Source organism: Streptomyces hirsutus, from assembly GCF_001418415.1.
Lineage (GTDB): Bacteria > Actinomycetota > Actinomycetes > Streptomycetales > Streptomycetaceae > Streptomyces > Streptomyces hirsutus.
Map to the genome: position 1 here is coordinate 1 of NZ_LIQT01000018.1, position 14269 is coordinate 14269.

11 protein-coding genes and 2 pseudogenes are annotated in these 14269 nt (G+C 70.8%); 6 read left to right on the plus strand and 7 right to left on the minus strand.

Annotated features, from left to right (window positions below; translation table 11 throughout):
- Positions 1-2042 (minus strand): SpoIIE family protein phosphatase (locus tag AOK11_RS01555; RefSeq protein ID WP_055591797.1); only part of this gene is annotated, 2042 nt, incomplete at its 3' end.
- A 308-nt stretch (positions 2043-2350) separates the two neighbouring features.
- Between AOK11_RS01555 and AOK11_RS01560 the strand changes: the two genes are divergently transcribed.
- From AOK11_RS01560 to AOK11_RS01570, 3 genes and pseudogenes are all read left to right on the plus strand, one after another.
- Positions 2351-2731, plus strand: coding sequence for a hypothetical protein (locus AOK11_RS01560; RefSeq protein WP_055591798.1), 381 nt, complete (start codon positions 2351-2353; stop codon positions 2729-2731).
- A 161-nt stretch (positions 2732-2892) separates the two neighbouring features.
- Positions 2893-4908 (plus strand): NADPH-dependent 2,4-dienoyl-CoA reductase, encoded by a 2016-nt coding sequence (locus AOK11_RS01565; RefSeq protein WP_055591799.1) that lies wholly within the window; start codon positions 2893-2895, stop codon positions 4906-4908.
- A gap of 32 nt (positions 4909-4940) precedes the next feature.
- A pseudogene (locus AOK11_RS01570) lies at positions 4941-5471 on the plus strand (PadR family transcriptional regulator); the annotation flags it as partial.
- A gap of 234 nt (positions 5472-5705) precedes the next feature.
- On the opposite strand, the gene AOK11_RS01575 reads toward AOK11_RS01570, so the two are convergent.
- Entirely contained in the window at positions 5706-6251 is a 546-nt protein-coding gene (locus AOK11_RS01575; protein ID WP_055591800.1) for a hypothetical protein, read from the minus strand.
- 222 nt (positions 6252-6473) lie between these two features.
- Positions 6474-7478 carry a fibronectin type III domain-containing protein gene (locus AOK11_RS01580; RefSeq protein ID WP_055591821.1) on the minus strand — a complete coding sequence of 335 codons (1005 nt, stop codon included), beginning with the start codon at positions 7476-7478 and terminating at the stop codon, positions 6474-6476.
- A gap of 383 nt (positions 7479-7861) precedes the next feature.
- Here AOK11_RS01580 and AOK11_RS01585 point away from each other — a divergent pair, with 383 nt between their 5' ends.
- Entirely contained in the window at positions 7862-8506 is a 645-nt protein-coding gene (locus AOK11_RS01585; RefSeq protein ID WP_055591822.1) for a glycoside hydrolase family 75 protein, read from the plus strand.
- Positions 8507-8622: 116 nt separating this feature from the next.
- On the opposite strand, the gene AOK11_RS01590 is transcribed toward AOK11_RS01585, so the two are convergent.
- The 3 genes from AOK11_RS01590 to dhaK are packed head-to-tail and all read right to left on the minus strand — an operon-like array spanning position 8623 to position 10705.
- Positions 8623-9036, minus strand: a complete 414-nt coding sequence (locus tag AOK11_RS01590; protein WP_055630958.1) for a PTS-dependent dihydroxyacetone kinase phosphotransferase subunit DhaM — start codon at positions 9034-9036, stop codon at positions 8623-8625.
- Positions 9029-9664 (minus strand): dihydroxyacetone kinase subunit DhaL, encoded by a 636-nt coding sequence (gene dhaL / locus AOK11_RS01595; protein ID WP_055591802.1) that lies wholly within the window; start codon positions 9662-9664, stop codon positions 9029-9031. The genes AOK11_RS01590 and dhaL overlap by 8 nt, the downstream gene beginning before the upstream one ends.
- A gap of 48 nt (positions 9665-9712) precedes the next feature.
- Entirely contained in the window at positions 9713-10705 is a 993-nt protein-coding gene (gene dhaK, locus AOK11_RS01600) for a dihydroxyacetone kinase subunit DhaK (RefSeq protein WP_055591803.1), read from the minus strand.
- A 253-nt stretch (positions 10706-10958) separates the two neighbouring features.
- Here dhaK and AOK11_RS46320 point away from each other — a divergent pair, with 253 nt between their 5' ends.
- Both AOK11_RS46320 and AOK11_RS01615 read left to right on the plus strand, forming a co-directional pair.
- A complete protein-coding gene (locus tag AOK11_RS46320) occupies positions 10959-11858 on the plus strand; it encodes a hypothetical protein (RefSeq protein ID WP_338058899.1) in 900 nt (299 codons plus the stop codon).
- Between the two features lie 470 nt (positions 11859-12328).
- Positions 12329-13449 (plus strand): annotated as a pseudogene (locus AOK11_RS01615) (IS630 family transposase).
- Here the strand turns inward: AOK11_RS01615 and AOK11_RS01620 are convergent.
- Positions 13446-14021 carry a hypothetical protein gene (locus tag AOK11_RS01620; protein ID WP_157869259.1) on the minus strand — a complete coding sequence of 192 codons (576 nt, stop codon included), beginning with the start codon at positions 14019-14021 and terminating at the stop codon, positions 13446-13448. The pseudogene AOK11_RS01615 and the gene AOK11_RS01620 overlap by 4 nt on opposite strands.
- Between the last annotated feature and the right edge of the window lie 248 nt (positions 14022-14269).

Sequence of the window (14269 nt, forward strand, 5' to 3'; positions counted from 1 at the left end):
TCGTGCAGGGTGCGCAGCAGCAGGTCGCACATCTCCTCGAGGGAGCGGTCGGGCCGGCCGTGCAGCAGCGTGAGCAGGAGGTCGAGGCGCTCGTCCAGCGGGTGGTGCCGGGTCTCCACCAGGCCGTCGGTGTACAGCACCAGCCGATCGCCCGGCTCGAGCCCCACGACGGTGGTCGAGAACTTGACGCCGCCCACCCCCAGCGGCACCCCGGTCGGCAGGTCGAGCAGTTCCGGGGTGCCGCCGGCCCGGACCCGTACCGGTGGCAGATGCCCCGCGTTGGCGATCAGGCACTGCCGTTCATGGGGATCGTGGACGACGTAGAGGCAGGTGGCGATGGCGTCCTCGAGCTCGCCGACGATCCGGTCGATGTGCTCCAGGAGCACCGCGGGATCGAGGCCGAGCGAGGCCAGCGTGTTCGTCGCCGTGCGCAGCCGCCCCATGGTGGCCGCCGCGGGGATGCCGCTGCCCATCACGTCTCCCACGACGAGGGCCGTCCTGCCCCCGTCCAGCGGGATCACGTCGAACCAGTCGCCGCCCACCTCGCTGGTGGCCCCCGCCGGCTGGTAGCGGGAGGCGACCTCGAGCCCGCCCGTCACCGGCGGGTGGCTGGGCAGCAGGCTGCGCTGCAGGGTGAGGGCGGCGTCGCGGACGCTCTGGTACCAGCGGGCGTTGTCGATCTGCACCGCCGCGCGGGCGGCCAGCTCCCGGGCCAGCAGCAGATCGTCCTCGTTGAACGGCAACGGGTTGCCGGTGCGCTTGAGGTCGAGCGCACCGAGCACCTCGCCGTGCGCGATCAGCGGCACTGCCAGATACGAGTGCACACCCGCCCGGCCCAGCAGTTCGGCCGCCTCGGCCGACCGGGCGACCCGGGACAGGTCCTCGTCCTTGACCTGCGGCAGCATCACGGGCAGGCCGGTGCGTACGCACTCGGTGACGAACCGGTCCGGACCGTACCGGGCCACCCGGCCCGGCGGATCGGCAGCCAGCAGGGCGTCCGCCGAGCCGGCGCCCGTGCCCCGGACCGCCAGCGCCCGGATCACCGCCGACTCGGACGGGCCGAGGGCGCTCCGACGGCCCAGCACCACCGCGTCCAGCAGGTCCACGGCGGCCACGTCGGCCAGCTCCGGCACGGCCACATCGGCCAGCTCGCGGGCCGTACGCTCCAGGTCGAGCGTGGTGCCGATCCGAGCCGAGGCGTCGGCCACGACGGCCAGCCGGCGCCGGGCCCGTTCGGCCTCGAGGCCCGCCCGGTGCTGCTCGGTGACGTCCACCACGGAAAGGGCCACGCCGAGCACCGAGCCGAGCGCGTTCTCCAGCCGGAACAGGGAGGTGGTCCAGGCGTGTTCCTCGTCGGGATCGGCCGGGGTCCGGCCGATCATGAACTGGTCGACGACCGGTTCCCCGGTCTCCAGGACCCGCCTCGCCGCGGCCTCGACGGCATCGATCTCCAGGTGCGGAAGTACCTCGGGCATCGTGTGACCCAGGTGTTCCTCGACCGGGACGCCGTTGATCCGTTCCAGCGCCGGGTTGACCGAGACGTACCGCAGATCCGTGTCCAGGACGGCCAGCCCGATCGGGGACTGGGCGACGATCCGGGTGGACAGCGCCACGTCCTGCTCCACCCGGCGCACGGTCGACTGGTCGACCGCGAGGCCGAGGGCGTAGACGCCGCCCTGGTCGTCGGTCAGCCGCACATTGCGGAACTCCACGAGCCGGGTGCTGCCGTCCTTGCGCCGAATGGGGAACGCCCCGGCCCAGCTCCGCCCGGTCCGCATGACCTCGGAGAACAGTTTGACCACCAGGTCCAGATACTGTTCGTGCACCATGATCCGGGCGGCGTACTGGCCCAGCGCCTCCTCGGTGCGGTACCCGAAGAGTTCCTCGGCCTGGGGGCTCCACAGCACGATCCGGCCCTGGGGGTCCAGCACCACCGAGGCCACGCGCAGCACGTCGAGCAGTCCGCTGGGACGGACCGGCCCGGGGGCCGCTCCGTCGCCCTCGCTCTCGCCCTCGACCAGAGGTGACCCGGCTGAACTCATCGCACGCCCCGCCTTCGCCGATTTCCGCGGCACACCGTGATGTGCCGACATCACTTGTTTCTACCGCGCGTGGGGGCGATTTTCCGCCTCTCCGGCTGTCTCCTCCACCTTCTTTCCTCCCTCCGTCGGGTGCCCCGCGATCCCGCGGGCACGCCGGTCGTGCGCGGGGAGCGCACCTGTGCGTGTGTGTGGTGCTTGGGCGGTAGAGGGCGGGGTACGCCGTGTAGCAGGCCCGGCAAGGCGCCGCAAGGACGTAGCCGAGGCACGGCAGGACGCGGCAAGGCGTCGCGACGAAAGGAGCGATCACGATGGGCAGCGAGCGACCGTACCCGGAATCCGTCTCGGTCGAGCTCAGCGGGTGCGAGAGTCACGACGCACAGATCGTGTTCGACACCCTGGGTGCGTACTTCACGTCCGACCGGCGTTCCGGCGACGTGCCGGAGAAGTCCTCCGGGGCCCGCCCGATGGTGTGGCTCGGCATGTTCGACGTGGCCGACCCGCACGAGGGCGGGACCCGCCCGGACGACCCGGTCCGGTTGGCGTCCTCGGTCGACGTCGACCTGCAGGGCGGCTACTGGGCGATCGACCGGGTCCGCGCCACCCTGGAATCCCTGTTCACGCTGCGCGACCTGAGCACGGTCTCCGGCGATCAGGAGAAGGAGTTGCACGTCCGCCTCGAAAGCCGGTGACCGCCGCCGGGAACGGGCCGGCGGGACGTCAGTACGGCCGGCCGGCCCCGGCCGTGCACGCCCCCGGCCCGGTGTGCCCTCCACCACGTTTTTGCAACTAGTTGCAAAAAAGAGTGCGCGTCCTCTACAACAGAGGGACGACACCGCGCACGGAGGGCCCGATGAGCCGTTACCCGCACCTGCTGACCCCCCTCGACCTGGGCTTCACCACCCTGCCCAACCGGGTCCTCATGGGCTCCATGCACGTAGGCCTGGAGGAGGCCGAGAACGGCTTCGCGCGCCTGGCCGAGTTCTACGCCGCCCGTGCCCGCGGCGGCGTCGGCCTCATCGTCACCGGCGGCATCGCACCCAACGACGAGGGACGGACCTTCGAGGGCGGCGCGAAGCTCACCACCGACGAGGAGGCGGAGCGGCACCGCGTCGTCACCGAGGCCGTACACCGCGAGGGCGGGCGCATCGCCCTGCAGATCCTGCACGTCGGCCGCTACGCCTACCACCGGGACCTGGTCGCCCCCAGCCCCCTCCAGGCGCCGATCAGCCCCTTCACGCCCCGCGAACTCACCGACGCGGACATCGAGCGCACCATCGACGACTACGTCCGTACCGCCCGCCTCGCCCGGCAGGCCGGTTACGACGGCGTCGAGATCATGGGCTCCGAGGGTTATCTGATCAACGAGTTCATCGTCGCGCAGACCAACCGGCGCACCGACCGCTGGGGCGGCTCGTACGAGAACCGGACGCGCTTCCCCCTCGAGATCGTCCGCCGGGTGCGCGAGGCGGTCGGCGAGGACTTCATCGTCGTCTACCGGCTCTCCATGCTGGACCTCGTGCCCGGCGGCTCGACCCTGGACGAGGTGATCACGCTGGCCAAGGCCGTCGAGGCGGCCGGCGCCACGATCATCAACACCGGCATCGGCTGGCACGAGGCGCGCATTCCCACCATCGCCACCTCCGTACCGCGCGGTGCCTACACCTGGGTGACCAAGCGGCTGATGGGCGAGGTCTCGGTTCCGCTCGTCACCACCAACCGGATCAACACTCCCGAACTCGCCGAGCAGTTGCTCGCCGAGGGGCACGCCGACATGGTGTCCATGGCCCGGCCGATGCTCGCCGACCCCGACTTCGTGGCCAAGGCCGCGGCCGGCCGGCCCGAGGCGATCAACACCTGCATCGGCTGCAACCAGGCCTGTCTGGACCACACCTTCAACCTGCAGATCACCTCCTGCCTGGTCAATCCGCGTGCCTGCCACGAGACCGAGCTGGTGCTGTCCCCGACCAGACGCCGCAAGCGCGTCGCGGTCGTCGGCGCCGGTCCGGCCGGCCTGGCCTGCGCCGTCAGCGCCGCCGAACGCGGCCACGACGTCACCCTGTTCGACGCCGCGAGCGAGATCGGCGGCCAGCTCAACGTCGCCCGCAAGGTCCCCGGCAAGCAGGAGTTCGACGAGACCCTGCGCTACTTCCGCACCCGGCTCGCCGAACTGGCCGTCGACGTACGCCTGGACACCCGGGTCACGGCCGACGACGTGACCGGCCACGACGAGGTCGTCGTCGCCACCGGAGTCACCCCGCGCGTCCCCGACCTCCCCGGCGTCGACCACCCGAGCGTGCTCGGCTACCTCGACGTCCTGCGCGACGGCGCCCCCGTCGGCGACCGGGTCGCCGTTCTCGGCGCGGGCGGCATCGGCTTCGACGTCGCCGAGTTCCTCACCGACGGCGGCGACAAGGCGCACGAGGACCCGGAGACGTACTTCCGTCAGTGGGGCGTCGACATGGACCACCGCACACCCGGCGGTCTCACCGCACCCGAGCGGCCCGCCCCGCCGCGCACCGTCCACCTGCTCCAGCGCAAGACGACCAAGGTCGGCGCCGGTCTGGGCAAGACCACCGGGTGGATCCACCGCACCGAGCTGAAGCACCGCGGTGTCACCATGGTCCCCGGCGTGCGCTACGACCGTATCGACGACGCGGGCCTGCACCTCACCGTCGACGGCGAGAGCACCGTCCTGGAGGTGGACACGATCGTCCTGTGCACCGGCCAGGAACCGCGCCGTGACCTGTACGAGGAACTGGTCTCGGCCGGGCGCTCCGTCCACCTGATCGGTGGCGCCGACGTGGCCGCCGAACTGGACGCCAAGCGGGCCGTCAAGCAGGGCACGGAGGTGGCGGCGGCTCTCTAGGAGAGCCCTGTGCCGTCCCTAGGATGGGGCCCATGTCACTCCCGCACGCGATCCTCACCGCCCTGCTCGAGAAGCCGTCGTCGGGGCTGGAGCTGACCCGTCGCTTCGACAAGTCGATCGGATACTTCTGGTCCGCGACACACCAGCAGATCTACCGCGAGCTGGGGAAACTGGAGGCCGAGGGCCTGATCCGGGCGCTGGCCGCCGAACAGCCCGCCCGTGGGCAGAAGAAGGCCTACGAGGTCCTGCCCGCGGGCCGCGCCGAACTGGCCCGCTGGACCTCCACGGCGCAGGACCCCAAGCCGATGCGTGACGCGCTGCTGTTGCGGCTGAGGGCGGCGGCGGTGGTCGGCGCCGGCGGTCTCGAAGTCGATCTGCGGCGTCATCTGGAGCTGCACGAAAGGCAGTTGGCGGAGTACCAGGAGATCGAGCGGCGGGACTTCCCGCCCGGCAGGGACGCCCCGGACGACCGGCTCCGGCACCTGGTGCTCCGGGCCGGTATCGACCTGGAGACCTTCTGGACCGGGTGGCTCGGACACGCGCTCGCGGAGTTCGCACAGATCGCGGAGTTCACGGAGAACGCGGAAAGCGCGCAGGGCACGGAGAACGCGGAGAACGCGGAGCGCGGGGAGAACGCAGGGCTGCCGGACGGGGAACGAGCCGACCCCCCGGGGACCCCCGCCCACGCGGAACCGTCCGACTCCGGGCGCGCGGAATCGGACGGTTCGGGCTCCGGAGAGGAGTGACGCCGGCCGCCCGACCGGAGCGCGTCGGACGTGGTGGCGACCGGCGCCGTCTCAGAGCCGGTTCGGTTTGTTGCGCCGGCGCAGGTACCAGGCCGTGGCGACGAGACCGGTACCGAGGAGCGTGCCGCCCGCCACCAGCGTCACCGTCCCGTAGTCCGTGGAGCTGCCGCCTATGCCACCCATCACCCCGAGGGACGGCGAGGGCGAGGCGGTGGCCGACGGGTTGAGGGCGGGAGGGTCCGCGGGGGAGACGATGACGGACTGGGTGCCCGCGGTGGTCCCGTTCGAGCACATCACGATCACCGTGTGGGTGCCCGAGTCGACGTCCGACCAGGCGGCGGACTGCTCCGAACCGGTTCCCGAGAGGGCCACCTGGCGGCCCTGGGAGAAATTCGACTGGTCGCCGGCGAGCAGGGACGCGGTGCCCCAGCTGCCGTTGAGCTGGGCGCACGCGGTGGTCGTGACGGAGACGGTCGAACCGGTCGTGCTCACGGAGACGCCGGGACCGGAGGCGGCCGGGCCGGCCAGCGCCAGGGGCAGCGCGGCGGCGGCTGCGACGGTCAGACCGGAGCGGGTCAGAGGCTTCGAGTAGCGCATGTGAACTGCCTTCCGGCGGCACGGCCGGCGGTACATCCCTTGCGCCGCCGAGGGTCGGGGAGCGCCCGTGCTGCCACGCGCCCAGCCAATGCGCACCCGGCCCGCGGCGCATTCCGGCCGCCGCCGGGCAGGTGACGACGGCCGTCGCCCGGCGAACCCGCCCGTCGAGTGGCACCGGTCCGGCCCGGCTCGCCCTGCCTGCCCGGCGGGGCCCGGTCCCGCTCAGCGCCCCGGGCCCGTCGTCACCGTGCGCTCCGTGGAGAAGCCGCCCCAGGTCCCGTCCGGCAGCCTGGCCCGGATCCGTACCCGATGACTGACCCCCGCCTCCCGTCCCGCGTAGAAGCTGTACGTCGCCCGGTCGCGCGGTGCCTCCCCGCCGTAGACGACGGAGGTGGCCGGGCGGCCGTCCAGGTGTACCTGGTACTCCGTGATCACCCCGTCCACGCGCGGCGGCACCCAGCTGAGGTCGATGTGGTAAGCCCCCTCGGACCGGTGGCTCGAGGCGCGGAAGCCGGTGGGCGCCGCGGCGGGGGCGGCGCCGCGGCCCGGTGTGGTCAGGCGGAGGGAAGCACCGGGGGGAGACAGGTTGTCGGCCGCGTCCCGAGCCCGGACCGTGAAGGAGTAGCGGGTGCCCGGTCGCAGCCCCGTCACCACGGTGGCGGTCTGATTCCCGCCGACACTGTGGACCTTCGTTTCTCCCTGGTGGACGTCGTACGACAGGACGCCCCGGTCGTCCGTCGAGGCGGACCAGCTCAGCTGGACGGCCCTGTCGCCGACCGCTCTGCCGCGGAGGTCCGAGGGGCGGCTGGGTGCGGACCGGTCGGCCGCCGTGGCCGCCGGTGTCGTCGCCCGCACCTCCCGGCTGCGGGGCCCGAGCCGCCCTTCCGCGTCCCGCGCCCGCACGGTGAAGGCATACGTGGTGGAGGGCCGAAGCCTGATGACATCCACCATGTGCTCGGAACCGGGTACTTCCTTGACCTTTGTGGTGCCCCGGTACACCTCGTATCGGCTCACCCGGGCGCTCGCGGCAGCGACGGTGTTCCACATGACATGCACACTCGTGGCGCTGCCGGCCTCGGCCGTGACACCCGCCGGAGCCCCGGGCGGCTGCCCGCCGTCCCCGTTCCCGGTCCCGGATCCGCCGCCACCGCAGGAGACGACCAGGAGAAGCGCGAGCGTGAGTACGCCGCAGAGCAGGAGCGGTGAGCGGAGCGCGCCACCACGCAACGCGAGGGGACGGCGTGAGAGCACGGCAACGGCGACAGCAACGCCTCGCACGACTCTGCCTCCTGACGACGTACGGCAATGGTCCGGACCAATCTCGCCCCCATGGTGACGCGGATGACGCGATCACATCAAGAGGGCGGTGCGGCGACTCGGGCGGCTCGGGCCGCGTACGGGCACCGGCACCGGCGCCGACTCAGTCACCCGGCCCATTGCCGGGCAGCCGAACGTGCACCGTACGGCCCTGTTGCGGCGGCCACGCCATGAGTCCGGGATGAGATGGGAGCCGAGTGCCCGTCAGTGTCCCCCACGAGAGGCCCCACACCGTGACCCCTGTCCAGTCGCTGGCACTGGCCGTGGCCGGCGTCGCCGTGCTCGCCCCCACGATGCTCCACAGCACCGCCTCCCCGCAGGCCGGCACGGAACCACCGGCCGTACGAGAGGGTGGCTCCGTCAGCGCCGCCGACCTGCTGGCCCAGGTGCGTGACTGCACCCCCGTCTCCCAGGGCAATTACCGGAGCGACCAGGGCGCCGCCGCCACCATCCCCGTGTGCGGCACCGACGAGGTCGTGTTCTGGAAGGCCGACATGGACATCGACTGCGACGGACAGCCCGGAATCCGCTGCAACCTCGCCACCGACCCGTACTTCTCCGCCTCCACGGCGTTCGCGCAGTCCGACGGCCTTCCGCTGAACTCCGAGACCCTGCCCTACGTGGTGGTGCCGGTGCCGAGCGCGCTCTGGGACTACCGGGCGCACGGCGTCCGGGGCGGCTCGGTGGTGGCCGTCGTGTACGGCGACCAGGTGCAGTACGCGGTCGTCGGCGACACCGGCCCCGCGGGCGTCATCGGTGAGGCGTCCTACGCGGCGGCCGAAGCGCTCGGCATCAATCCCGACCCACGAAGCGGCGGCACGCCCTCCGGGGTCACCTACATCGTGTTCAAGAACAGCCGGGTGACCCCCATCGAGGACCGGACGGCCGCGGTGGCGGCGGGAGAGGGACTGGCCCAGCAGTTCGTGAACGGCGGCTGAGTCGAACCACCACCCCCGGCGGGCCTGAAACCGGAGTCCGCCGGACGGAGAGGTGACGCGGGGAGTGGAGGGCGGTGAAAGTGCCCGCCCGTCACTCCCCGCCTCAACCGTGCTCGTCAGACCTTCCGATACGTGTACGCCTCCGCCGCCGCGGCCTCCACAGCCGCGAGGTCCGCTCCCGTGGACGCCGTGACCACCGCGGCGACCGCGCCCTCCAGGAACGGCGCGTCCACCAGCCGGGTGTGCTCCGGGAGTTCGTCGCCCTCGGCGAGCAGCGCCTTCACGGTGAGCACCGCGCTGCCGAGGTCGGTCAGGACGGCGACCCCGGCGCCACGGTCGACGGACGCGGACGCGGCGGCGATGAGTTCGGCGCTCGTACCGAGACCTCCGTCCTCCGTGCCGCCCGCCGGGGCCACGGGCACCGCACTGCCGGTGCCCGCCAGCCCTTTCGCCAGTTCGGCCACCGACGCCGCCACCTGAGCGCTGTGCGACACCAGGACGATGCCCACCAGTTTCCCCTCGTCACCCACCGGACGCCTCCCCGGCCTCGTAGGCGCCGGAGGCATCGGAGGCGTCGGCCAGGCATGCGATCAGCAGGGCCGCCGAGGTGGCTCCGGGATCCTGGTGTCCGATGCTCCGCTCGCCCAGATAACTGGCCCGGCCCTTGCGGGCCCGCAACGGTGTCGTGGCCACCGCGCCCTCCTCTGCGGCGGCCCGCGCCGCGGCGAAGGAGTCGCCGAGCGCGTCCACCGCGGGCACCAGCGCGTCGATCATCGTCTTGTCGCCCGGCGCCGCGCCCCCGAGCTGCCGCACCGCGTCCACCCCGGTGCGCAGTGCCTCGGCCAGCTGCTCCCTGCTCACCTCGGGGGCGTCACCGAGCGCCTTGCCGGTGCGGCGGAGCAGCGTCCCGTACAGGGGCCCGGAGGCGCCGCCCACCGTCGAGATCAGCAGCCGCCCGGACCGGGTCAGCACCGCACCGGGCGTGGCGGGCGGCTCCTCGTCCATCGCGGCCCGCACCGCGCTGAACCCGCGCTGGAGGTTGGTGCCGTGGTCGGCGTCCCCGATGGGCGAGTCGAGAGCGGTGAGCCGCTCCGCCTCACGGTCGACGGCGGCGGAGGTGACCGCCATCCAACGGCGGAAGAAGACGGCATCGAGCACTGGAACTCCTTGTGTACTGGACACTGTGACCAACCTCCCCGGTGCCCCTCACATGCCCCAGCGCAGTCCCGGGGTCCTCACCGGCGCGTCCCACAGCCGCAGGGTCTCCTCGTCGACCTGGCACAGGGTGACGGAGGCGCCCGCCATGTCGAGCGATGTCACGTAGTTGCCGACGAGTACCCGGGCGACAGGGACACCCCGTTCGCCGAGCACCCGCTGCACCTCGGCGTTGAAGCCGTACAGCTCCAGCAGCGGGGTCGAGCCCATGCCGTTGACCAGAACCAGGACCGGATTGCGCGGAGTGATGTCGTCCAGGATCGCGCCCACGGCGGCCTCGGCGATCTCCCCCGAGGTCATCATCGGCCGCCGCTCCCGGCCCGGCTCGCCGTGGATGCCGATACCCAGCTCCAGCTCGCCCGCCGGCAGATCGAAGGTCGGGCTGCCCTTGGCGGGCGTGGTGACGGCGGTCAGGGCCACACCGAAACTGCGTGAGTTCTCATTGACCTGCCGGGCGAGAGCCTCCACCTGCGCCAGCGGCTGTCCCTCCTCGGCCGCCGCGCCCGCGATCTTCTCCACGAACAGCGTCGCACCGGTGCCGCGCCGGCCCGCGGTGTAGAGACTGTCGGTCACCGCGACATCGTCGTCGACCAGCACCTTCGCGACCTGAATGCCCTCGTCCTCGGCCAGCTCGGCGGCCATGTCGAAGTTGAGCACGTCACCGGTGTAGTTCTTCACGACGAACAGCACTCCGGCCCCACTGTCCACGGCAGCCGCCGCCCGCACCATCTGGTCGGGCACCGGAGAGGTGAACACCTCTCCGGGACAGGCCGCCGAGAGCATCCCGGGCCCCACGAAGCCGCCGTGCAGCGGCTCGTGCCCGGAACCCCCGCCGGAGACCAGACCCACTTTCCCGGCCACGGGAGCGTCCCGCCGGACGATCACCCGGTTCTCCACGTCCACCGCGAGCTCGGGATGCGCCGCCGCCATCCCCCGCAACGCATCAGCGACCACGGTCTCCGGCACATTGATCAACATCTTCACGGGTACCTCCTAGGGAGCTTAGCAGGTGGGCCTTCCACCTGCGTTTTTGCTGGTCAGAGCAGGTAGGGGAAATTATCGGTCCTCGCGGTCCGTGGCGGCCGGAAGCGGGCTGTGGCGGTACTGATGCTGACTTAATGCTGACTTTGATGACGGGCCGTCAGGTCTGCTGGATGGTTGGACGCGGGCCGGCTGAAGTCCTCTTGTCTGAAGTATTGACCTTGCAGGAGCGAAGGTCACGTACGCGGGCGCCCAGGTGCGCCCGGAAGGCGGGACGGACCGCGATGAGGACGGGCCCGCAGCCGACGCGGCGGTGCCGGGGAGAGGGTCTGCCGTGAAATTCAGGAAGAGAACGCTCGCATCTCTTGGTGACCCGGTGTGCGAAAACCTCGGCTCCGACGATCCCGGCAGCTCATCAAAACCGAAGTACTTCCCTTGCCGGTCCGGCATGTGTATCACCGAGTTCTTCGCCGCGCTCGGCGCGAACCGGGCGCACGACGGCTCGCCCCGGCACCGTCGGGTCGCCGACGTGCTTGAAGCGACGCCGGCCGAGTCGCACGGCGGCCCTGCTCGACCCCCGGAGTCCTTCCGCAGGCTCATCGACCACCACCGGATGAGTCCCGCCGACGCCCTCACCACGGGGCCGGACCGGCCGACCGCGCTACGCCAGCTCGATCAAGCACTCGTCCGGGAAGGTTTCGAAGCGTTCTACGCTGCCGATGGCCACTGCTGTCTCCGCCGCCTCGGGACGAAGACCGTCTCGGCCCTGGCGGCACAACCGCACCGCCCCGTCACTGCCGCAGAGGTGCATCGCCGTGCCGACCTTGCCGCGTACCTCGATGGGTGCAGTGAGGACGAGTTCATCGAGAAAGCGCTGCTTCCACTGTCGGCAGGGTTGCGTCTTCTTGGGCAACTCCGTACCTGGGACTGGTGGTGCAGATGTGGGGAGCCACCCCGCATGCGCGGAGACCACGTCTCGAACATGATCCAGTTGTTCTGGAACTGGATCGGCCGCACCCAGGAGGAGATCGAACAGGCCCGCCGGGACTGGATGGAAGGCACCCGCTTCGGCGAGGTGAAGGGCTACGACGGCGCCCCACTGCCGGCCCCCGAGCTGCCACCGGTGCCGTTGAAGCCGCGGGGAAGGGTGCGCTGACCTGCGGAAACGCGTCAGCATTGGTGGCCGCGGGTCGGAAGACGGTCGGGCCATTCTCGCTGTCTTCCACCTGCTTGCCGGAAGGCGTCTAAACAGCCGGCTGGCTCAGGCCGGTGCGGTTGGCGATTCCACGGTGTGGCTGTCTGTGGGTGGCTTTGGCAGGACTCTTGCTGACCTAATGCTGACTTTGCTGACGCCTTGTCAGGCTGGGATGCGAGGTCCTTTTCCCAGCTTCAGCGCATGTGTAGGCGTTTGCAGGTTCGGTGGTGTCCGGACCGATGCTGACCCGGCTGGCGGTCGAGTCAGGCGTTGCGGAGGGACGGCGTCGCTCACACTGCCGCCTTGTTGAGATTCCACAAGATTCCGATGTCACCGCTGTCTGTCGGCAGCGCCGCTTGTGTCCGATCCGAAAAGCGCTGTGCCGGAGAGGGGCTAGTGTCCTGTGCCGGTAGTTGATCGTTAGTTGCAGTGTGAATTCTGCTGCTGGTGCGTCAGTTCCTCGTCGGGGCCCGAAGCTGGAACCGCTGCTGCTGTCCGCTGAGGAGCGGGCGGTGTTGGAGCGGTGGACGCGGCGGGCGACATCGTCCCAGGCCCTGGCCCTGCGCGCGCGGATTGTTCTGGCGTGCGCGGGTCCGGAGGTACCGCCGATCGTCTCGGTCGCCCGGGAGCTGGGGGTGGCCGCGGACACGGTCCGCAAGTGGCGGCGGCGGTTTATCGCCGCCCGTCTGGACGGCCTCGTTGACGAACCCCGGCCGGGCCGGCCGCCCACCATCAGCGTCGACCAGGTCGAGGCGGTGGTGGTCACGACCTTGGAGCAGATCCCGAAGAACGCCACCCACTGGTCGCGGAAGTCGATGGCCGAGCACAGCGGCCTGTCGAAGTCCACCGTGGGCCGGATCTGGCGGAAGTTCCAGCTCAAGCCCCACCTGGTGGACACCTTCAAGCTCTCGAAGGACCCGCAGTTCATCGAGAAGGTCCGCGACGTGGTCGGGCTGTACCTGGCGCCGCCCGAGCATGCGCTGGTGCTCTGCGTGGATGAGAAGACACAGATCCAGGCGCTGGACCGGTCGGCACCGGTGCTTCCGATGATGCCGGGCATGCCCGAGCGACGCACCCACGACTATGTGCGCGGTGGCGTCACCACCCTGTTCGCCGCACTCAACACCGCCACCGGCGAGGTCATCGGGCAGATCCACCGACGCCACCGGGCCGTGGAGTTCAAGAAGTTCCTGATCCGCATCGACAAAGAGGTGCCCGCACACCTCCAGGTCCACCTGATCGTGGACAACTACGGCACCCACAAGACCCCCGCGATCAGGACGTGGCTGGCCAAACACCCCCGTTTCCACATGCACTTCACCCCGACGGGCTCCTCGTGGATCAACCAGGTCGAGCGGTGGTTCGGCTTTCTGGCCGACAGATGATCCGCCGCGGCGCGCACAAGAACGTGCAGGCGCTCGAAGCCGACATCCGCGCGTGGGTCAAGGACTGGAACGAGGACCCCAGGCCGTTCATCTGGACGAAAACCGCCGAGGAGATCCTCGACTCCCTTGCCCGCTTCTGCCGACGGATCTCTGGCGCAGGACACTAGCAGGTTCTTGGTCTGCTGGTCGTACGCCCGGCCTGGTGGTCTGACCAGGCGTCCTCTTCGTGTTCGGCCGTGCTCTCCTGCGGCGGCGGGTGGCCTTCTCGGTCCTGGAGCTCTTCCGGGCGGGCGCAGATCACGACGCGGCAGCGCCCGGTGTCGGCCAGGGACCGGGCGGCGTCGGCGTAGAAAACGACTGCGTCCTTGGTGGCGGAGACTGTGTCGGCGCGGACCATGCGGCGCAGTTGGCGTTCGGGGATCTCGCGGACAGGGGCGTCGTCGAAGACGAGCTGGGCGCCGAACGGGGAGTCGGTGCTGAAACCGGGGAACGGTTGGTGAAGGTTCTCCTGGCCCGGTTTGTTGTCCCTGGCCTCGATGTGGTTCTGGCAGCGCTGGAGCCAGTTCCGGATGCCGTCGACTGCATGGGAGGGGCCGACCAGACCGATGGGGATCTGACGGAGTCCGGTAGGGGAGTCGGCGTCGACGGGGCCGAACACGCTGACGCCGTACCGGGGATCGAAGTGGCGGTTTCCGGCACGGAACTCCAGTTCTGGCTCGTGCAGCACCGGTGCTTTCACTGCGGCAGCTCCCGCAATCCCTCGACAAGCCCGTTCACGCTCGGTTTTGGCGCTGGCTCTGGCGGAATCCAGACGCTTTCGTCGATGGCGTGTTTCCAGTACGCGGGGAGGAGCCCTGTCGCCAAGCGGGTCGCTTCCTGCTGCAGCACCCGGGGAGTCCGTTCTTGGCCAAACTGCCCCAAGCGAGGTTTTCGGGACACCTGCGCTGTCCATGCTTCTGCCCGGGCTGGCAGGTGGATGCCCTGCCT